At 61.9% G+C, this 21,137-nt stretch carries 15 protein-coding genes and 4 tRNA genes; all 19 read right to left on the bottom strand.

Features of this window, described 5'->3' with window-relative positions; translation table 11 throughout:
- Nucleotides 1–330: 330 nt before the first annotated feature.
- Nucleotides 331–1,521: an elongation factor Tu gene (gene tuf / locus ACCQ01_RS05100; protein WP_014506811.1), complete on the bottom strand. Its 1,191-nt coding sequence runs from the start codon at nucleotides 1,519–1,521 to the stop codon at nucleotides 331–333.
- 48 nt (nucleotides 1,522–1,569) lie between these two features.
- Entirely contained in the window at nucleotides 1,570–3,687 is a 2,118-nt protein-coding gene (fusA, locus tag ACCQ01_RS05095) for an elongation factor G (protein WP_011036120.1), read from the bottom strand.
- Nucleotides 3,688–3,824: 137 nt separating this feature from the next.
- Nucleotides 3,825–4,292 (bottom strand): 30S ribosomal protein S7, encoded by a 468-nt coding sequence (gene rpsG, locus ACCQ01_RS05090; protein WP_005993356.1) that lies wholly within the window; start codon nucleotides 4,290–4,292, stop codon nucleotides 3,825–3,827.
- Between the two features lie 12 nt (nucleotides 4,293–4,304).
- Complete coding sequence (rpsL, locus tag ACCQ01_RS05085; protein ID WP_003469157.1) at nucleotides 4,305–4,679, bottom strand: 30S ribosomal protein S12; 375 nt, start codon at nucleotides 4,677–4,679, stop codon at nucleotides 4,305–4,307.
- A gap of 222 nt (nucleotides 4,680–4,901) precedes the next feature.
- Nucleotides 4,902–9,119 carry a DNA-directed RNA polymerase subunit beta' gene (gene rpoC / locus ACCQ01_RS05080; protein WP_014506817.1) on the bottom strand — a complete coding sequence of 1,406 codons (4,218 nt, stop codon included), beginning with the start codon at nucleotides 9,117–9,119 and terminating at the stop codon, nucleotides 4,902–4,904.
- A 100-nt stretch (nucleotides 9,120–9,219) separates the two neighbouring features.
- A complete protein-coding gene (gene rpoB, locus ACCQ01_RS05075) occupies nucleotides 9,220–13,371 on the bottom strand; it encodes a DNA-directed RNA polymerase subunit beta (RefSeq protein ID WP_228431618.1) in 4,152 nt (1,383 codons plus the stop codon).
- A 254-nt stretch (nucleotides 13,372–13,625) separates the two neighbouring features.
- Nucleotides 13,626–13,991: a 50S ribosomal protein L7/L12 gene (rplL, locus tag ACCQ01_RS05070; protein WP_228423891.1), complete on the bottom strand. Its 366-nt coding sequence runs from the start codon at nucleotides 13,989–13,991 to the stop codon at nucleotides 13,626–13,628.
- Between the two features lie 54 nt (nucleotides 13,992–14,045).
- Nucleotides 14,046–14,579 (bottom strand): 50S ribosomal protein L10, encoded by a 534-nt coding sequence (gene rplJ / locus ACCQ01_RS05065; RefSeq protein WP_075286113.1) that lies wholly within the window; start codon nucleotides 14,577–14,579, stop codon nucleotides 14,046–14,048.
- Nucleotides 14,580–15,127: 548 nt separating this feature from the next.
- On the bottom strand, nucleotides 15,128–15,826 hold the full coding sequence (rplA, locus tag ACCQ01_RS05060) for a 50S ribosomal protein L1 (RefSeq protein WP_011036115.1): 699 nt from the start codon (nucleotides 15,824–15,826) through the stop codon (nucleotides 15,128–15,130).
- A 3-nt stretch (nucleotides 15,827–15,829) separates the two neighbouring features.
- A complete protein-coding gene (gene rplK, locus ACCQ01_RS05055; RefSeq protein WP_042596291.1) occupies nucleotides 15,830–16,258 on the bottom strand; it encodes a 50S ribosomal protein L11 in 429 nt (142 codons plus the stop codon).
- Nucleotides 16,259–16,455: 197 nt separating this feature from the next.
- On the bottom strand, nucleotides 16,456–17,013 hold the full coding sequence (gene nusG, locus ACCQ01_RS05050; RefSeq protein ID WP_011036113.1) for a transcription termination/antitermination protein NusG: 558 nt from the start codon (nucleotides 17,011–17,013) through the stop codon (nucleotides 16,456–16,458).
- A gap of 13 nt (nucleotides 17,014–17,026) precedes the next feature.
- Nucleotides 17,027–17,437: a preprotein translocase subunit SecE gene (gene secE / locus ACCQ01_RS05045; protein WP_014506812.1), complete on the bottom strand. Its 411-nt coding sequence runs from the start codon at nucleotides 17,435–17,437 to the stop codon at nucleotides 17,027–17,029.
- A 49-nt stretch (nucleotides 17,438–17,486) separates the two neighbouring features.
- Nucleotides 17,487–17,562 (bottom strand) — tRNA-Trp (locus tag ACCQ01_RS05040).
- Between the two features lie 104 nt (nucleotides 17,563–17,666).
- On the bottom strand, nucleotides 17,667–18,857 hold the full coding sequence (gene tuf / locus ACCQ01_RS05035) for an elongation factor Tu (protein ID WP_014506811.1): 1,191 nt from the start codon (nucleotides 18,855–18,857) through the stop codon (nucleotides 17,667–17,669).
- Nucleotides 18,858–18,904: 47 nt separating this feature from the next.
- Nucleotides 18,905–18,980, bottom strand: a tRNA-Thr gene (locus ACCQ01_RS05030).
- A 33-nt stretch (nucleotides 18,981–19,013) separates the two neighbouring features.
- Nucleotides 19,014–19,087, bottom strand: a tRNA-Gly gene (locus ACCQ01_RS05025).
- A 29-nt stretch (nucleotides 19,088–19,116) separates the two neighbouring features.
- Nucleotides 19,117–19,202, bottom strand: a tRNA-Tyr gene (locus ACCQ01_RS05020).
- A gap of 152 nt (nucleotides 19,203–19,354) precedes the next feature.
- On the bottom strand, nucleotides 19,355–20,446 hold the full coding sequence (gene ychF / locus ACCQ01_RS05015) for a redox-regulated ATPase YchF (protein ID WP_076036316.1): 1,092 nt from the start codon (nucleotides 20,444–20,446) through the stop codon (nucleotides 19,355–19,357).
- Nucleotides 20,447–20,522: 76 nt separating this feature from the next.
- A complete protein-coding gene (pth, locus tag ACCQ01_RS05010; RefSeq protein ID WP_011036110.1) occupies nucleotides 20,523–21,104 on the bottom strand; it encodes an aminoacyl-tRNA hydrolase in 582 nt (193 codons plus the stop codon).
- Nucleotides 21,105–21,137 lie beyond the last annotated feature (33 nt).

Here is a 21,137-nt window from a genome sequence, read left to right as displayed (position 1 = left end):
GGGCAGACCGGTAAACCGGTCTGCCCAGACGGAAAAGTATAATGCGCAACAAGAGCACGGTCAACAACGTGAGTTGCTGAGTGCTCCATGCGACGCGACCTTCCCGGTCTGGCGAACACGAGCGGCATCCTGCCGTTCTTTTCGCTGTAACTCAGCGCCCTACCCAGGAACGCCGAGCCGCGCATTATAGCCACGTGATTTGGCCCGCGCAAGCCTTGCAGGATCAATTCCCGCAACGCGCCCCCGCTTCACTGGACAATAAAAAAGGGCCGGCTTGCGCCGACCCTTCTCTCTACTTTCCGGCGACCGGAGTCACCAGAGTGCAGGCACTTACTTGACGATCTTGGCAACCACGCCGGCGCCGACGGTGCGGCCACCTTCACGGATTGCGAAGCGCAGACCTTCGTCCATCGCGACCGGGTTGATCAGGGTCACGACCATCTTCACGTTGTCGCCCGGCATCACCATTTCCACGCCTTCCGGCAGCTGGCACGCGCCAGTGATGTCGGTGGTGCGGAAGTAGAACTGCGGACGGTAGCCCTTGAAGAACGGGGTGTGACGGCCGCCCTCGTCCTTCGACAGCACGTAGACTTCGGCTTCGAACTCGGTGTGCGGCTTGATCGAACCCGGCTTGCACAGCACCTGGCCGCGCTCCACATCGTCACGCTTGGTGCCGCGCAGCAGCAGACCGGCGTTGTCGCCTGCCTGGCCCTGGTCCAGCAGCTTGCGGAACATTTCCACGCCGGTGACCGTGGTCTTCTGCGTGTCGCGGATACCGACGATTTCGATTTCGTCGCCCACCTTGATGATGCCGCGCTCGATACGACCGGTCACCACGGTGCCGCGGCCCGAGATCGAGAACACGTCTTCGACCGGCATCAGGAACGGACGATCGACGTCGCGGGTCGGCTCAGGAATGAACGAGTCGAGCGCATCGACCAGCTTCAGGATCGCCGGCACGCCGATTTCGCTCTGATCGCCTTCCAGCGCCAGACGGGCCGAACCGTGGATGATCGGGGTGTCGTCGCCCGGGAACTCGTACTTGCTCAGGAGTTCACGCACTTCCATCTCGACCAGCTCAAGCAGCTCGGCGTCGTCGACCATGTCGGCCTTGTTCAGGAACACGACGATGTGCGGCACACCGACCTGACGCGAGAGCAGGATGTGCTCACGGGTCTGCGGCATCGGGCCGTCAGCGGCCGAACACACCAGGATCGCGCCGTCCATCTGCGCAGCACCGGTGATCATGTTCTTGACGTAGTCGGCGTGGCCGGGGCAATCGACGTGCGCGTAGTGACGGTTCGGGGACTCGTATTCCACGTGCGCGGTCGAGATCGTGATACCACGCGCCTTCTCTTCCGGCGCCGCGTCGATCGCGTCGTATGCCTTGAACTCGCCACCGAAACGCTCGGCGCCGATCTTGGTCAGCGCTGCGGTCAACGTGGTCTTACCATGGTCGACGTGACCGATCGTGCCGACGTTCACGTGCGGCTTGGTGCGCTCGAATTTAGCTTTTGCCATGACTAACTACCTCTAAATTGGAAAATTTTGTGAAGCGGCTGAGCGAACTCAGCCCTTCTTGGTGACGGCGTCGGCGATGTTGGCCGGTGCCTCTTCGTAGTGGTCGAATTCCATCGAGAACGTCGCGCGACCCTGGCTCATCGAGCGCAGCGAGGTCGCGTAGCCGAACATTTCACCCAGCGGAATCATCGCGTTGATGATCTTGCCCGACGGGCTGTCGTCCTGACCCTGCAACACGCCACGACGGCGGCTCACGTCGCCCATCACGTCACCCAGATAATCCTCCGGGCTGACGATTTCGACCTTCATGATCGGCTCCAGCAACACCGGGCTGGCTTTCGCGAAGCCCTGCTTGAACGCCATCGACGCGGCCAGCTTGAACGCCATTTCCGAGGAGTCGACGTCGTGGTACGAGCCGAACACCAGCTTGACCTTCACGCCCACCACCGGGAAGCCGGCGATCGGACCACTGGTGATCGTCTCGCGCAGACCCTTTTCAACCGAGGGGATGAATTCCTTCGGGATGATGCCGCCGGTGATGTCGTTGATGAAGAGGAAATCGTCCTTGACGCTATCGTTCTTGCGATCTTCTTCGGTCATCGGCGACAGCTCGATCACCACGTGACCGTACTGACCCTTACCACCGGACTGCTTGGCGTGCTTGTAGTCGGACTTGACGTCGGACTTGCGGATCGTTTCGCGGTAGGCCACCTGCGGCTTGCCGACGTTGGCCTCGACATTGAACTCGCGACGCATGCGGTCGACGATGATGTCCAGGTGCAACTCGCCCATGCCCGAGATGATGGTCTGGCCGGATTCTTCGTCAGTCTTAACGCGGAACGAGGGATCTTCCTGCGCCAGACGGCCCAGGGCCATGCCCATCTTTTCCTGGTCCGACTTGGTCTTCGGCTCCACCGCCATCGAGATCACCGGCTCCGGGAACACCATGCGCTCCAGGGTGATGATCTTGTCCTGCGCGCACAGGGTGTCACCGGTGGTGACGTCCTTCAGGCCCACAGCCGCAGCGATGTCGCCCGCACGCACTTCCTTGATCTCTTCGCGATTGTTGGAGTGCATCTGCAGGATGCGGCCCACACGCTCTTTCTTCGACTTAACCGGGTTATAGACCTGGTCGCCGGAGTTCAGGGTGCCCGAGTAGACACGGAAGAACGTCAGCGAACCGACGAACGGGTCGGTCATGATCTTGAACGCCAGTGCCGAGAACGGCGCGGTGTCCGTCGCATCACGGGTGTCTTCCTTCTCGTTCTCGTCGATGCCCTGCACCGGCGGACGATCGGCAGGCGACGGCAGCAGGTGCACGACGCCGTCGAGCATGGCCTGCACGCCCTTGTTCTTGAACGCCGAGCCACAGAACACCGGCACGATCTCGACCTTCAGGGTGCGCTCGCGCAGACCCGACAGGATCTCGTCTTCGCTCAGGTCGCCGTCGTTGAGGTACTTGTCCATCAGGGCTTCACTGGCTTCAGCAGCCGCTTCGACCATGAACGAACGTGCCTCGGTCGCCACATCGACCAGATCGGCCGGAATGTCGCGATATTCGAAAGTGGTGCCCTGCGAAGCGGTGTCCCAATGGATCGCCTTCATCTTGAGCAGATCAACCACGCCCTCAAAGCCGTCTTCGGCGCCGATCGGCACCTGCATCGGCACAGCATAAGCGCCCAGACGGGCCTTCAGCTGCTCGACGACCTTGTCGAAGTTGGCACCGGTACGGTCCATCTTGTTGACGAAGGCCATGCGCGGCACCGAGTACTTGTTGGCCTGACGCCACACGGTCTCGGACTGCGGCTGCACGCCACCCACGGCGCACAGCACGAACACCGCACCGTCGAGCACGCGCAAGGAGCGCTCCACTTCGATGGTGAAGTCGACGTGCCCGGGGGTATCGATGATGTTGAAGCGGTGCTGCGGCATGGACTTGTCCATACCCGTCCAGAATGCGGTAGTCGCAGCGGAGGTGATGGTGATGCCACGCTCCTGCTCCTGCTCCATCCAGTCCATCACTGCAGCGCCGTCATGGACTTCGCCGATCTTGTGACTTACGCCGGTGTAGAACAGGATGCGCTCGGACGTGGTGGTCTTGCCGGCGTCGATGTGCGCCATGATGCCGAAGTTGCGGTAACGCTCGATGGGAGTGGTACGGGCCACGGGGAGCCTCTCAATTTCTTGGATTTCGGATGGCCGAACGCCGCCTTTCGGCGGCCTTCGGATTGGATGCGACGCTTTGCGCGTCGCAAACAGCACTCATATGGTGCTGAAGGGCCCCGTTACCAAGGCCCCCGAGGTCACCAGCGGTAATGTGCGAACGCCTTGTTCGCCTCCGCCATACGGTGAGTCTCTTCGCGCTTCTTGATCGCGCCGCCACGGCTTTCCGAGGCGTCCAACAGTTCTGCAGCCAGCTTGCGCGGCATGGTGTTCTCGCCACGCTTGCGCGCGGAATCGATCAACCAGCGCATTGCCAGCGCCATGCGACGTGAGGAGCGCACTTCGACGGGCACCTGATAGGTAGCACCACCGACGCGACGCGATTTGACTTCGACAGCCGGGGCCACGTTGTCCAGTGCTTTCTGCACCAGCTCGACGGCATTCGGATTCTTTTCGCCAATGACGTCCATTGCGCCATAGACAATTTTCTCAGCAACCGACTTCTTGCCACTTTGCATCACCATATTGATGAAGCGGGCAATGGTTTCGCTGCCATGCTTTGGATCAGGCAGGACGGTGCGCTGCGGAGTAGAACCTTTACGGGACATTGGTGTATTTCCTTAGCTCTTCGGGCGCTTGGCGCCGTACTTGGAACGACCTTGACGGCGCTTTGCGACGCCGGCGGCGTCCAGCGAACCACGGACGGTGTGATAACGCACACCGGGAAGATCCTTGACGCGACCACCACGAATCAGGACCACGGAGTGCTCCTGCAGGTTGTGGCCTTCACCACCGATGTAGCTGATGACCTCTTCCTGGTTCGTCAGGCGCACCTTGGCGACCTTACGAAGGGCCGAGTTCGGCTTCTTCGGGGTTGTGGTATAGACGCGTGTGCAAACGCCACGGCGCTGCGGACACTTGTCCAGTGCCGGGGAGGCACTCTTGTAGGTGGTCGCCTGCCGAGGCTTGCGGACCAGCTGATTAATCGTTGCCATCAGTCGATTCTTCTGATTGGAGGCCAAAAAACGGCCTTACATGAAAACGAAGGCAGGCCGAATAACGGCCCGCCGAGACAGGGAAGTATAGCTGGCAGGACGAAACTCCGTCAACTTCACGGAAATCTAACCCTGCTGGCCCATCCAAAGGCCGGAAAACGGGGGCCTCCTGCCCTCCTTTTCGCTTGGCTACCGGCGGCCTTGCGGCCGCCGTCGGAGCGCTTACTCCTCGTCCGCACCAGCGTCGGCCACGGTCGCGACCGGTTCAGCCACTGCCGGCTTGCCGGACAGCGTTTCCATTTCCGAGTCGGTCAGACCCGATGCCTTGCGGCGACCGGCGTGATACGCCAGACCGGTACCGGCCGGAATCAGACGACCCACGATGACGTTTTCCTTCAGACCGCGCAGGTTGTCGCGGGTGCCGCGGACGGCAGCCTCGGTCAACACGCGGGTGGTCTCCTGGAACGACGCCGCCGAGATGAACGACTCGGTGGCCAGCGAGGCCTTGGTGATACCCAGCAGCACCGGGTCGTACTTGGCCGGCAACTCGTTGCGCGTGACCAGGCGTGCATTTTCCTCGATGACGCGCTGGCGCTCGACCTGCTCGCCGTTGAGGAACTTGCTGTTGCCCTGATCGGTGATCTCGACCTTACGCAGCATCTGGCGAGTGATCACCTCGATGTGCTTGTCGTTGATCTTCACGCCCTGCAGGCGGTACACGTCCTGGATTTCCTTGACCAGATACGCGGCCAGCGGCTCGACACCCAGCAAACGCAGGATGTCCTGCGGGCTCGGCTCGCCGTCCACCACGGTCTCGCCCTTGGTCACGTGCTCGCCTTCGAACACGATGATCTGGCGGTACTTGGGAATCAGCTCTTCATGTTCGCTGCCATCGGTGTCCTTGATGATCAGACGCTGCTTGCCCTTGGTGTCCTTACCGAAGCTGATGATGCCCGAGCGCTCGGCCAGGATCGCAGGATCCTTCGGCTTGCGTGCTTCGAACAGATCGGCCACGCGCGGCAGACCACCGGTGATGTCGCGGGTCTTCGACGCTTCCTGCGGGATCTTCGCCACCACGTCGCCCACGCCGACGGCTGCGCCGTCCTGCAGGTTGACGATCGAGCGCGGCGGCAGCAGGTACTGCGCCGGCAGATCCGTGTTCGGAATGGTCAGATCATTGCCCTTGGCATCGACGATGCGCACGATCGGGCGCAGCTCCTTGGCCTGGGCACCACGACGCTTCGGGTCGGTGATTTCGCGCGACGCCAGACCGGTCAGTTCGTCGGTCTTCTCGATGACGGTGACGCCGTCGACGAAGTCGATGAAGCGAATGAAACCGGCCACTTCCGACACGATCGGGTGGTTATGCGGATCCCAATTGGCCACGGCCTGACCGGCCTTGACTGCATCACCATCCTTGGCGGTGATGGTGGCACCGTAGGGCAGCTTGTAACGCTCACGCTCACGGCCATGGCCGTCGAGCACCGACAGTTCGCCCGAACGCGAGACCGCAACCAGTGCGCCGCTGGCATGCGCCACCGACTTGAGGTTGTTGAACTTCACCGAACCGGTGGTCTTGACGGTGATGTTGTCCACCGCAGCCGCACGCGATGCCGCACCACCGATGTGGAACGTACGCATGGTCAGCTGGGTACCCGGCTCACCGATCGACTGCGCGGCGATGACGCCGACCGCTTCGCCGATGTTGACCTGGTGACCACGTGCGAGATCGCGGCCGTAGCAGCGTGCGCACACGCCGAACGAGGATTCGCAGCTGATGGTCGAACGCACCTTCACCGACTGCACGCTGGCGTCTTCCAGCTTGGCAACCCAGGCTTCGTCGAGCAGCGTGTTGCGGGTGACGATCGGCTCTTCGTCGTTGCCCGGCAGGTACACGTCCTCGGCCACGACACGGCCAAGCACGCGCTCCTTCAACGGCTCCACGACGTCGCCGCCTTCCACGATCGGGGTCATGATCAACCCTTCGGTGGTGCCGCAATCGACTTCGGTGATCACCACGTCCTGCGCCACGTCGACCAGACGACGGGTCAGGTAACCCGAGTTCGCCGTCTTCAACGCGGTATCGGCTAGACCCTTACGGGCACCGTGGGTGGAGTTGAAGTACTCCTGCACGTTCAAGCCTTCGCGGAAGTTCGCTTTGATGGGCGTCTCGATGATCGAGCCGTCCGGACGCGCCATCAGGCCGCGCATACCGGCCAGCTGACGGATCTGCGCCTGGCTACCACGGGCACCGGAGTCGGCCATGATGTAGAGCGAGTTCATCGACTTCTGGTCGATGGTTTCGCCCTTGGCATTTTCAACCTTCTCGGTACCGATGGTGTCCATCATCGCCTTGGCGATGCGCTCGCTGGTACGCGACCAGATGTCCACGACCTTGTTGTAGCGCTCGCCGGCGGTGACCAGACCGGACTGGTACTGCTCCTGGATTTCCAGCACTTCGGCTTCTGCCTCGGTGAGGATGCCCTTCTTCTCGTCCGGGATCAGCATGTCGTCGATGCCGATCGACACGCCTGCGCGGGTTGCGTAGGCATAGCCGGTGTACATCAGCTTGTCGGCGAACACGACCGTGTCCTTCAAGCCCAGCAGTCGGTAGCTGGAGTTGATCAGACGCGAGATGTTCTTCTTGGTCATCTCGGTGTTGGCCAGCTGGAACGGCAGGCCTTCGGGCAGGATTTCGCTCAGCAGCGCACGGCCGACTGTGGTATCCACGATCGAGGTGCCGCTGGTGCGCTTGCCATCGACGGTGTCGACGTCCACCTGGGTGATGCGGACCTTGACCTTGGCGTGCAGTTCCACCACGCGGTTGTCGTAGGCGCGCTTCACTTCGCTGGTGTTGGCAAACACCATGCCCTCGCCCTTCTTGTTCTCCAGGGCGCGGCTCATGTAGTACAGGCCCAACACCACGTCCTGCGACGGCACGATGATCGGCTCGCCGTTGGCCGGCGACAGGATGTTGTTGGTGGACATCATCAGCGCACGCGCTTCCAGCTGGGCTTCCAGCGAGAGCGGCACGTGGACGGCCATCTGGTCACCGTCGAAGTCGGCGTTGAACGCGGTGCAGACCAGCGGATGCAGCTGGATGGCCTTGCCTTCGATCAACACCGGCTCGAACGCCTGGATGCCCAGACGGTGCAGGGTCGGCGCACGGTTCAGCAGCACCGGATGCTCGCGGATCACCTCTTCCAGGATGTCCCAGACTTCGGCTTCTTCGCGCTCGACCAGCTTCTTGGCGGCCTTGATGGTGGTCGCCAGGCCGCGACGCTGCAGCTTGGCGAACACGAACGGCTTGAACAGCTCCAGCGCCATCTTCTTCGGCAGGCCGCACTGGTGCAGCTTGAGGTACGGACCGACGGTGATGACCGAACGGCCGGAGTAGTCCACGCGCTTGCCGAGCAGGTTCTGACGGAACCGGCCCTGCTTGCCCTTGATCATGTCGGCCAGCGACTTCAGCGGACGCTTGTTGGTGCCGGTGATGGCACGACCGCGACGGCCGTTGTCCAGCAGCGCATCCACCGATTCCTGCAGCATGCGCTTTTCGTTGCGCACGATGATGTCCGGAGCGTTGAGCTCCAGCAGGCGGCGCAGACGGTTGTTGCGGTTGATCACGCGGCGGTACAGATCGTTCAGATCCGAGGTCGCGAAGCGGCCGCCATCCAGCGGCACCAGCGGACGCAGGTCCGGCGGCAGCACGGGCAGCACGGTCATGACCATCCACTCCGGACGGTTACCCGATTCCAGGAAGGCTTCGATCAGCTTGATGCGCTTGGTGAGGCGCTTGAGCTTGGTTTCCGAACCGGTGCTGGCGATTTCTTCGCGCAGACGGGTCATTTCCGACTGCAGGTCGATCGTGCGCAGCAGCTCGTACACGGCCTCGGCGCCCATGGCGGCGTCGAAGTCGTCGTTGTACTCCTGGCGTGCGGTCAGGTACTGCTCTTCGGTCAGCAGCTGGCGGCGCTCGAGCGGGGTCAGGCCCGGCTCGGTGACGACATAGGCTTCGAAATACAGCACGCGCTCGATGTCACGCAGGGTCATGTCCAGCATCAGGCCGATGCGCGACGGCAGCGACTTGAGGAACCAGATGTGCGCGACCGGCGAGGCCAGGTCGATGTGACCCATGCGCTCGCGACGCACCTTGGCCAGGGTGACTTCGGTGCCGCACTTTTCGCAGACCACGCCACGGTGCTTCATGCGCTTGTACTTGCCGCACAGGCACTCGTAGTCCTTGATCGGTCCGAAGATGGCGGCGCAGAACAGGCCGTCACGCTCGGGCTTGAAGGTCCGGTAGTTGATGGTTTCGGGCTTCTTCACTTCGCCGTAGGACCACGAACGAATCAGGTCCGGCGATGCCAGCGCGATCTTGATCGCGTCGAAATCCAGCGTCTGGCGCTGCTGATTGAAGAGATTGAGCAGGTCTTTCATTTGATATCTCCGGGTCGGAGGAATTTCGTATCTGAGATGAAACAGGCGGTCATGCGGGAGGACACCGGGCGCCGCGTGGCGGCACCCGGGTCCTGTCCGATCACTCTTCCAGTTCCATGTTGATCGCCAGCGAGCGGATTTCCTTCACCAACACGTTGAAGGATTCCGGCATGCCCGCGACCATCTCGTGCTCACCATCGACGATGTTCTTGTACATCTGGTTGCGGCCCTGCACGTCGTCGGACTTCACCGTCAGCATTTCCTGCAGGGTGTAGGCCGCGCCGTAGGCTTCCAGCGCCCAGACTTCCATCTCACCGAAGCGCTGACCACCAAACTGCGCCTTGCCGCCCAGCGGCTGCTGGGTAACGAGCGAGTACGGGCCGGTCGAGCGGGCATGCATCTTGTCGTCGACCAAGTGGTTCAACTTCAGGTAATGCATGTAGCCAACCGTGGTCTTGCGATCGAACGCTTCGCCGGTACGACCGTCGTACAGCTGGGTCTGACCGCTCTGCGGTAGTTCGGCCAATTCCAGCATGCGCTTGATTTCCGCTTCGCTGGCACCGTCGAACACCGGGGTGGCCATCGGCACGCCATCGATCAGGTTCTTGCCCAGGTTGAGCAATTCCTCATCGCTGAACTGCGACAGGTCCACGCGCTCGGCATTGATCGCGCTGTCGTGGTTGTAGATGTCGTCGAGGAACTTGCGCAGCTCGCTGACCGCGGCCTGGGCTTCCAGCATGCGCTGGATCTTGCGACCCAGGCCCTTGGCTGCCCAGCCCAGATGCACTTCCAGAATCTGGCCGATGTTCATACGCGACGGCACGCCCAGCGGGTTCAGCACGATGTCGACCGGCTCGCCGGTGGCCATGTACGGCATATCCTCGACAGGCACGACGTTGGAGACCACACCCTTGTTGCCGTGGCGGCCTGCCATCTTGTCGCCCGGCTGGATGCGGCGCTTCACCGCCAGGAACACCTTGACCATCTTCAGCACGCCCGGTGCGAGGTCGTCGCCCTGGGTGATCTTGCCGCGCTTGTCGGCGAAGCGTGCTTCGAATTCCTTCTCGTGCGCCTGGATCTGCTTCTGCGCGCGTTCGATCGCATCGGCTGCGTCGTCGTCCTTCATGCGCAGCTGGAACCAGTCGGACTTCTTCAGACCGTCCAGGTACGCGTCGGTGACGTTGTCGCCCTTCTTCAGGTTCGGACCGCCATTGGCGACCTTGCCCACGATCTGGGACCTCAACCGTGCGTAGATGGCCGCTTCAAGGATGCGGAACTGGTCGTCGAAGTCCTTCTTGACGCGCTTGATCTCGGATTCCTCGATCTGGCGCGCACGCTTGTCCTTCTCGATGCCGTCGCGGGTGAAGACCTGCACGTCGATGACGGTGCCGTCCATGCCCGGGGGCACGCGCAGCGAGCTGTCCTTCACGTCGGAGGCCTTCTCACCGAAGATCGCACGCAGCAGCTTTTCTTCCGGGGTCAGCTGGCTCTCGCCCTTCGGCGTGACCTTGCCGACCATGATGTCGCCGGCGCGCACTTCTGCACCGATGTACACCACGCCGCTTTCGTCCAGACGGTTCAAGGCCTGCTCGGACACGTTCGGGATGTCGGCGGAAATTTCCTCCGGCCCCAGCTTGGTGTCACGCGCAACGCAGGTCAGTTCTTCGATGTGGATCGTGGTGTAACGATCCTCTTCCACCACGCGCTCGGAGAGCAGGATGGAGTCTTCGAAGTTGTAGCCGTTCCAGGGCATGAAGGCAATCAGCATGTTCTGACCCAGTGCCAGTTCACCGATGTCGGTGGACGGGCCGTCGGCCAGCACGTCGCCGCGCGCAATCACGTCACCCACGTTCACCAGCGGACGCTGGTTGATGCAGGTGTTCTGGTTGGAGCGGGTGTACTTGATCAGGTTATAGATATCCACGCCGGCATCGGTGCCGCCGCCAATTTCTGCCTCGTTGACCTTGACCACGATGCGTGCGGCGTCGATCTGTTCGATCACACCACCACGGCGGGCATTCACGGTCACGCCCGAGTCGCGCGCAACCGCACGCTCGATACCGGTACCCACCAGCGGCTTCTGCGAACGCAGGGTCGGCACGGCCTGGCGCTGCATGTTGGCGCCCATCAGTGCGCGGTTCGCGTCATCGTGTTCCAGGAACGGCACCAGCGCCGCGGCGACCGACACGGTCTGCATCGGCGAGACGTCCATGAAGTGCACTTCAGCCGGCGGCTTGAGCAGCGACTCGCCCTGGAACCGGCACGGCACGAACTGCTCGGTGAGCATGTTCTTGGCGTCGGTCAGCGCATTCGCCTGCGCGATCACGTACTCGTTTTCCTCGATCGCCGACAGGTACTCGACGTCGTCGGAGACCTTGCCGTCCAGCACCTTACGGTACGGCGTCTCAAGGAAGCCGTACTGGTTGGTGCGGGCGAACACGGCCAGCGAGTTGATCAGGCCGATGTTCGGGCCTTCCGGCGTTTCGATGGTGCAGACGCGGCCGTAATGGGTCGGATGCACGTCGCGCACTTCGAAGCCAGCGCGCTCGCGGGTCAGACCGCCCGGGCCCAGTGCGGACACGCGACGCTTGTGCGTCACTTCCGACAGCGGGTTGTTCTGGTCCATGAACTGCGACAGCTGCGAGGAGCCGAAGAACTCCTTGATCGCAGCAGCCACCGGCTTGGCGTTGATCAATTCCTGCGGAGTCAGACCTTCCGACTCCGCCATCGACAGACGCTCCTTGACCGCGCGCTCGACGCGGACCAGGCCGACGCGGAACACGTTCTCGGCCATTTCGCCGACCGAACGCACGCGACGGTTGCCCAGGTGATCGATGTCATCGACCACGCCGCGACCGTTGCGGATCTCGGTCAGCACCTTGATCACTTCCAGGATGTCGGAGGTGTCGGCGTGCTCGGCGACCAGACGCTTGGATTCTTCGTCGTTACGCTCGGCAAAGTACTTCTTGTCGTACAGCACCGACTCGCCCAGCACTTCCTTGCGGCCGACACGACGGTTGAACTTCATCCGGCCGACCGTGGACAGGTCATAGCGCTCGAAGGTGAAGAACAGGTTGTGGAACAGGTTCTGCGCGGCTTCCTTGGTCGGCGGCTCGCCCGGACGCATCATGCGGTAGATCTCGACCAGCGCTTCCAGCTGCGTCTTGGTCGGGTCGATACGCAAGGTGTTGGACAGGTACGGGCCACGATCCAGGTCGTTCACCCACAGGGTGCCCACGGCATCGACGCCGGCCTTGCGGAACGCAGCCAGCTGGTCTTCGCTGATTTCGTCGTTGGCATTGGCCAGCAGCTCGCCGGTCGACCCATCGACCACGTCGTGCGACAGGATGCGGCCGACCAGGTAGTCGTCCGGCACGGCCAGCGCGGCAACGCCGGCGGCTTCCAGCTGCTTGACGTGACGCGCGGTGATGCGCTTGCCGGCTTCCACGATGACCTTGTCGCCATCGGCCAGGTCGAAGTTCAGCGTTTCGCCACGCAGACGCTCAGGCACCAGCTCCAGCTGCACGCCTTCATCGGGGTTGATGTGGAACGTGTTGATCTCGAAGAACTCGGCCAACATCTCTTCGTTGTTATAGCCAAGCGCGCGCAGCAGGATCGAGACCGGCAGCTTGCGGCGACGGTCGATACGGGTGAACAGCGCATCCTTCGGGTCGAACTCGAAGTCCAGCCAGGAACCGCGGTACGGAATGATGCGGGCGCTGTACAGCAGCTTGCCCGAGCTGTGGGTCTTGCCACGGTCGTGGTCGAAGAACACACCCGGCGAACGGTGCAGCTGCGAGACGATCACGCGCTCGGTACCGTTGACGATGAAGGTGCCGTTTTCGGTCATCAGCGGAATTTCGCCGAGATAGACCTCCTGCTCCTTCACGTACTTGATCGCCTTGGTCGACGACTCGCGGTCGTAGATCACCAGGCGCACGGTCACGCGCAGCGGCGCGCCATAGCTCATACCGCGCTGACGGCATTCACGTTCGTCAAACACGGGCTCGCCCAACTTGTAACCAACGTATTCCAGCGCGGCGTTGCCGCTGTAACTGGAAATCGGGAACACCGACTTCAGAGCCGCGTGCAGACCGAGGTCCTTGCGCTTGTTGGGCTCCACGTCTTCCTGCAGGAATTCGCGGTAGGAATCCACCTGGATGGCAAGCAGGAACGGCACTTCGAGGATCGAGCGCTGCTTGCCGAAGTCCTTGCGGATACGCTTCTTTTCGGTGAACGAATAAGACGTCATGAGGTCTTCCACCCTGGGCTGCGGGGGCCGCGTTGCGGCGGCCCTGAAATAACAAAAGTTGTCAGTTGGAAGTCGCTGGTATTGCCGGCACCAGCACGCCTTCTCCTGCTACTTCCAACTACCAACTCCTTGAGACTGCGAGTTGGATTTGGCCATCCGAAAATGACACCTCTCCGGAACGGCCAAAGGCCGGGGGCTTTACGCCCCCAGCCTTCAGTGCATCACCATGAAACGCGGGCGATGCAAGATACCGCTTACTTGACTTCGACGGTCGCGCCGGCTTCGGTCATTTCCTTCTTGATCTTCTCAGCTTCATCCTTGCTGACGCCTTCCTTCAGGATGCCGCCGGCTTCGGTCAGATCCTTGGCTTCCTTCAGACCAAGACCGGTCACGCCACGCACAGCCTTAATCGCGGAAACCTTGTTGGCGCCGGGGCTGGTCAGCACCACGGTGAACTCGGTCTGCTCTTCGACCACGGCAGCCGGGCCGGCAGCAGCAGCTGCGACCGGGGCGGCGGCGGAGACGCCGAACTTTTCTTCGATGGCCTTGACCAGCTCCATCACTTCCATCAGGGACTTCTCGGCGATGGCGTCGACGATCTGTTCGTTGGTAAGGGACATTGTGATTACCTTTAAATGATTTTCTGGATTGGGGTTCTAGCGAACGCTAGGACATCAAGCTTCGGCAGTCTCGGCGACCGGCGCGGCGGCTTCGTCGCCACCACCCTGCTTGTCGCCAACGGCCTTGACGGCACGGGCGAACATGGCAGCCGGTTCGGACAGCACGCGGGCCAACATGGCCAGAGCCTGGTCGCGGGTCGGCAGCGATGCCAACACGTCCACATGACTGGCCGGGAACAGTTCCCCGCCGATGGACACGACCTTGGCCTGCAACTTGTCGTTGCCCTTGGCGAATTCCTTGATCAGGCGACCGGCAGCGCCGGGCTCCTCCATCGAAAACGCATACAGCAAAGGACCGACCAGCTTGTCAGCAGCGACAGCGAAATCAGTACCTTCAACGGCGCGCACGGCCAGGGTGTTCTTGACAACTTTCAAGAACACGCCGGTTTCGCGAGCCTGCTTACGCATCGCGGTCATCTGAGAGACCGTGATGCCAGCGTATTCGGCGGCGATCAAGGAGTGGGCCTTGGCGGCGATGTCTGCCAGCTCGGCGACTACTTCTTGCTTCTGAGACAGATTGAGAGCCATTGCACTCCTCCGTTAAAGCCGGGATTGGTGACTGGTGACTGGTGATTCGTCGAAAGCCATGAAGCAGCTCCTGCAAATCCCCAATACCGAATCCCTCGTCCCCGCTTCAAACTACTCCGCTCGCGGCTCCTGCCGGTTGCGGTCCAGGGCAGCCTCCTTCCTGGAAGCCGGGAACATCGACCGATGTTCCTTTGGTGGCCGTTCTAGACCTGGAGTGGGCTCGATCCGGGTTGCCCCAGAAGCGCGTTAACCAGAAAACTCCAGAAGGGCGACACCATCTACGCTGGCCGGCTCTGACGAACCAATCAAGCGATCCCGCTGTCTCGACGGCGACTCCATGCCAGTGCGAGCATCCCTGCCCGTCGTCGATCTGCGCTGACCGCGCCTGCGGTCTTTGACGGCTACCGCCGGCAGTACCGGCGATCGCCTTCAAAATGTCCGTTTCCCCAAAGGAGGGAACGGACTCCCAGCACACGGTGACCCGGGCCGGAAAAACAATGCATTACTGCAACACCACGTCAGGCGTGTGACACGCCTGACGCACTGCATTACTTCAGCGACAGGCTCGACTGATCCACGGTCACGCCGGGACCCATGGTCGAGCTGACCGACACCTTCTGCAGATAGGTACCCTTGGAGGTGGCCGGCTTGGCCTTGACCAGGTCCAGCAGCAGCGCCTGCAGATTCGACTTCAGCGCTTCGTCGTCGAAGCTGGCCTTGCCGATGGTGCAGTGGATGATGCCGGCCTTGTCGGTGCGGTAGCGCACCTGACCCGACTTGGCGTTCTTGACCGCTTCACCCGGGTTCGGGGAAACCGTCCCGACCTTCGGGTTCGGCATCAGGCCGCGCGGACCCAGCAGGGTGCCGAGCTTACCGACGACGCGCATGGCGTCCGGGGTCGCGATGACCACGTCGTAGTTCAGATCGCCGGCCTGCATCTTCTCGGCCAGGTCGTCCATACCCACGGCTTCGGCGCCTGCAGCCAGGGCTTCGTCAGCCTTGGCGCCAGCCGGTGCGAACACTGCAACACGCACGCTCTTGCCGGTACCGGCCGGCAACACGGTGGAACCGCGCACCTGCTGGTCGGACTTCTTGGCGTCCACGCCCAGGCGCACAGCGACGTCGATGGACTCGACGAACTTGGCCTTGGTGGAGGTCTTCAGGATCTTGATTGCGTCTTCGAAGGCATAGGTCTTGCCCGGAACGACAGCGGCCGCAATGGCCTTCACGCGCTTGCTCTGTGCCATGTCTTAGCCCTCCACCGTCAAACCCATGCTGCGGGCAGAACCCGCAATCGTGCGCACTGCCGCTTCCAGCTCGGCCGCCGTGAGATCGGCTTCCTTGACCTTGGCGATCTCTTCCAGCTGCTTACGCGTCACCTTGCCCACCTTGTCGGTGTTCGGGCGCTTGGACCCGGAGGTCACGCCGGCAGCCTTCTTGAGCAGCACGCTGGCCGGGGTGCTCTTGGTGATGAAGGTGAAGGTACGGTCCGAGTACGCGGTGATGATTACCGGCGTCGGCAGGCCCGGCTCCAGCTTGGAGGTCGCCGCATTGAACGCCTTGCAGAACTCCATGATGTTCAGACCGCGCTGACCCAGCGCAGGACCGACCGGCGGCGCAGGATTGGCCTGTCCGGCCTTGACCTGCAACTTGATGAAAGCAACTACTTTCTTAGCCATTTCAATACTCTCCGGGTGCTAGCGCCTGAACAACAGGCTCCCCATCGGACCGGGAGAATCACGCGTCCCGGCTTCGCGTTTTGACAAAGCGCAGATGGCCGCCGCACGGCAGCCATTGGTTCCCGGCGGTCGCCAGGTGAGCGAGCCGCGTACTATAGCAGCCCTTGGCAAGGGTGCCTAGCAGGCACCCGCCAGGGTCAGCCCTTCTCGACCTGGCCGAACTCGAGCTCGACCGGCGTGGAGCGACCGAAGATCAGCACCGCGACACGCAGCCTGCTCTTCTCGTAGTTGACTTCTTCCACCACGCCGTTGAAGTCGTTGAACGGGCCGTCGGTGACACGCACCATCTGGCCAGGCTCGAACAACACCTTCGGACGCGGCTTTTCGACACCGTCCTGCACACGCTGCAGGATCGCATCAGCTTCTTCATCGCGAATCGGCAACGGACGATCGGCGGTGCCGCCGATGAACCCCATGACCTTCGGGGTTTCCTTCACCAGATGCCAGCTTTCGTTATCGATGCGCGGAATACCGGCCTCGTCATGCGTCTCGATCTGCACCAGCACGTAGCCGGGGAAGAACTTGCGCTCGGAACGGCGCTTCTGCCCGGCGCGCATCTCGATAACCTCTTCGGTCGGCACCAGCACGTCGCCGAAACGCTCTTCCATTTCGGTGCGTGCGATGCGGTCGCGCAGAGCCTGCGCAACGGATTTTTCGAAGCCTGAATAGGCGTGAACGACATACCAACGCTTCACTGCTTGATTCTCCTCAACGAGCCAGGAACCACTGCGTGAGCTTCTGGATGACAAAGTCGAAGCCGCCCAACAGCAAACTCAGAATGATCACAACAACAATAACGACCCAGGTGGTGCGGATGGCTTCCTGGCGTGTTGGCCAGACCACCTTGCGCAGCTCGAACCTGGATTCGGACATAAATTCGCGGGTTTCCCGACCCTTGCCGGTTCCCAGAAACACAAATGCGCCGGCTACCAAGCCCACGATCACAGCCAGGGCACGCAACTGCGGGGTCCAGGCTCCAAATTGGGTGGCACGCTCCGGCGTTGAAAACCAGAACCACACAAACAACCCCGCAACCACCAGGATCGCGGAGATGACGTATTTGACAATATCAGCGCTAGCGGACGACGCGCTCTTGGACGGCTCGATTTTGCTATTCATCCGGCTCTAGTTACCGATCTGACCCGAATCGCTGGGCCGGAAAGAGGAGTGGCACGCCAGGAGGGACTCGAACCCCCAACCTGCGGTTTTGGAGACCGCTGCTCTGCCAATTGAGCTACTGGCGTATGTACTCGTTACCGCACACCCTGAGACAACGAAGGCGGACCGAGGTTCAGCCGGCCCGCCATTCGTATGAACCCGGCGACCGAAATCACCGAATTACAGGCACTTACTTGACGATCTTGGCAACCACGCCGGCGCCGACGGTGCGGCCACCTTCACGGATTGCGAAGCGCAGACCTTCGTCCATCGCGACCGGGTTGATCAGGGTCACGACCATCTTCACGTTGTCGCCCGGCATCACCATTTCCACGCCTTCCGGCAGCTGGCACGCGCCAGTGATGTCGGTGGTGCGGAAGTAGAACTGCGGACGGTAGCCCTTGAAGAACGGGGTGTGACGGCCGCCCTCGTCCTTCGACAGCACGTAGACTTCGGCTTCGAACTCGGTGTGCGGCTTGATCGAACCCGGCTTGCACAGCACCTGGCCGCGCTCCACATCGTCACGCTTGGTGCCGCGCAGCAGCAGACCGGCGTTGTCGCCTGCCTGGCCCTGGTCCAGCAGCTTGCGGAACATTTCCACGCCGGTGACCGTGGTCTTCTGCGTGTCGCGGATACCGACGATTTCGATTTCGTCGCCCACCTTGATGATGCCGCGCTCGATACGACCGGTCACCACGGTGCCGCGGCCCGAGATCGAGAACACGTCTTCGACCGGCATCAGAAACGGACGATCGACGTCGCGGGTCGGCTCAGGAATGAACGAGTCGAGCGCATCGACCAGCTTCAGGATCGCCGGCACGCCGATTTCGCTCTGATCGCCTTCCAGCGCCAGACGGGCCGAACCGTGGATGATCGGGGTGTCGTCGCCCGGGAACTCGTACTTGCTCAGGAGTTCACGCACTTCCATCTCGACCAGCTCAAGCAGCTCGGCGTCGTCGACCATGTCGGCCTTGTTCAGGAACACGACGATGTGCGGCACACCGACCTGACGCGAGAGCAGGATGTGCTCACGGGTCTGCGGCATCGGGCCGTCAGCGGCCGAACACACCAGGATCGCGCCGTCCATCTGCGCAGCACCGGTGATCATGTTCTTGACGTAGTCGGCGTGGCCGGGGCAATCGACGTGCGCGTAGTGACGGTTCGGGGACTCGTATTCCACGTGCGCGGTCGAGATCGTGATACCACGCGCCTTCTCTTCCGGCGCCGCGTCGATCGCGTCGTATGCCTTGAACTCGCCACCGAAACGCTCGGCGCCGATCTTGGTCAGCGCTGCGGTCAACGTGGTCTTACCATGGTCGACGTGACCGATCGTGCCGACGTTCACGTGCGGCTTGGTGCGCTCGAATTTAGCTTTTGCCATGGTTGCAAGTTCTCGGTAATCGTTTGGAGTTGAAGACGATTGAGTAATGGTGCTCACGAAAGGAATCGAACCTTCGACCTCCTCCTTACCAAGGAGGTGCTCTACCGACTGAGCTACGTGAGCGAGTTTTGCATTATGCCATGCATTTGCGTTCAATGGAGCGGGAGACGGGAATCGAACCCGCACCATCAGCTTGGAAGGCTGAGGTTCTACCGTTGAACTACTCCCGCGCCGGGAACTGCATGCCACAACGTGAAACTGGTGGAGGGAGGTGGATTCGAACCACCGAAGGCGTAAGCCAGCAGATTTACAGTCTGCCCCCGTTGGCCGCTTGGGTATCCCTCCAGCTTTTACTACCGGACCGGTGCGCGTTAAGGCGAAATCGGTTCGGGGTGAAGCAGCCCGTTATTTTGTTGTGGGACGCATGCGGTGTCAACAAAAATTTGGAACAATTTCACCGAAGATAGCGCACGCCCCTGCGGGCCGCGCGCATCGGCTCAGACGTTGAAGCGGAAATGCAGCACGTCGCCTTCCTTGACGCGATATTCCTTGCCTTCGAGACGCAGCCGACCCGCGTCGCGCGCACCGGATTCGCCGCGATACTTGATGAAGTCATCGAAGGCGATCGTTTCGGCGCGAATGAAGCCCTTCTCGAAGTCGGTATGGATCACCGCGGCCGCCTGCGGCGCGGTGGAACCGGCCTTGACCGTCCAGGCACGCACTTCCTTGACGCCTGCGGTGAAGTAGGTCTGTAGCCCGAGCAACTTGTAGGCGGCGCGAATGACGCGATTCAAGCCCGGCTCGTCGAGACCAAGATCGGCCAGGAAGGTGTCACGGTCGGCATCGTCGAGCTGGGACAACTCTTCTTCGATCGCAGCGGAAACCGGCACGACCTCGGCGCCTTCGGCGGCGGCATGCGCACGCACGGCATCCAGGTGCGCATTGTTCTCGAACCCGTCTTCGAGCACGTTGCAGATGTACATCACCGGCTTGAGCGTGAGCAGGAATAGATCGCGCACCAGCGCCTTCTCCTCCTCGTCCAGACCAGCGGAGCGCCCTGCCTTGCCGTCGGCAAGTGCCGCCTGCAACTTGGCCAGCACCGGCTTGCGTGCTGCCGCTTCCTTATCGCCACCCTTGGCACTGCGCTCGGCACGATTCAGGGCTTTTTCCACGCTATCCAGGTCGGCCAGCGCCAACTCGGTATCGATGGTTTCGATATCGGCGATCGGGTCGACCTTGTTGTTCACGTGGATGATGTCGGCATGCTCGAAGCAACGCACCACGTGAGTGATCGCATCGACCTCGCGGATGTGCGCCAGGAACTTGTTGCCCAGCCCTTCGCCGCTTGCCGCACCTGCCACCAGGCCGGCGATATCGACGAACTCGACCGCGGTCGGAATCAGCTTCTGCGGCTTGACGATCTCGGCCAGCTCATTCAGACGCGGATCCGGCACCGGCACCACGCCCACGTTGGGCTCGATCGTGCAGAACGGAAAATTGGCCGCGGCGATGCCGGCCTTGGTCAAGGCATTGAACAGGGTCGACTTGCCGACGTTGGGCAGGCCGACGATGCCGCATTTGATACCCATGGGTTGTCCAGTGAATGGAGAATCGGGAATGGGGAATGGCAGAGCAGCACTCCTACCATTCCCCATTCCCCATTCTCTATTTTTTTGGGGTGTGCAACCGCTTCATCGCCTCGTTGAAATTACCGTCCAGTGCCAGCGGCAGCGCATCGATGGCCGCATCCACTGCCTCGCCGATCGCCATGTCGTCGTCGCGCCCGGCACGCCCCAGCACCCAGGGCACCACGCGGTCCTTGTGACCAGGATGACCGATGCCGACCCGCAGCCGGTGGAACTTGCCATGTCCGAGCAGACGGATGGTGTCACGCAGGCCATTCTGGCCGCCATGCCCGCCGTCGAACTTGAGCCGCGCCGTGCCCGGCGCCAGGTCCAGCTCGTCATGCGCAACCAGTAGCTGCTCCGGCTCGATCTTCCAGAATCGCAGCGCAGCGGTGATCGATTTGCCACTGAGATTCATGAAGGTGGCGGGTTTGAGCAACCACACCGTGTGGCCGGCGATCTCGGCCTTGGCGGTTTCGCCAAACAGCTTGCTGTCCAGGCCCCACCGTGCGCCGGTGCGCTCGGCGAGCGCATCGACGAAACGAAACCCGGCGTTGTGCCGGGTTTGCGCGTGTTCGGGACCGGGATTGCCCAGCCCGACAATCAGACGTAATGCAGACATACGGTATACCGGAGCCGGTGCTGCGCAGTAACG

Source organism: Xanthomonas sp. NCPPB 4037, assembly GCF_041475695.2.
GTDB lineage: Bacteria > Pseudomonadota > Gammaproteobacteria > Xanthomonadales > Xanthomonadaceae > Xanthomonas > Xanthomonas campestris.
This window is presented reverse-complemented; position numbering and strand designations above follow the sequence as displayed.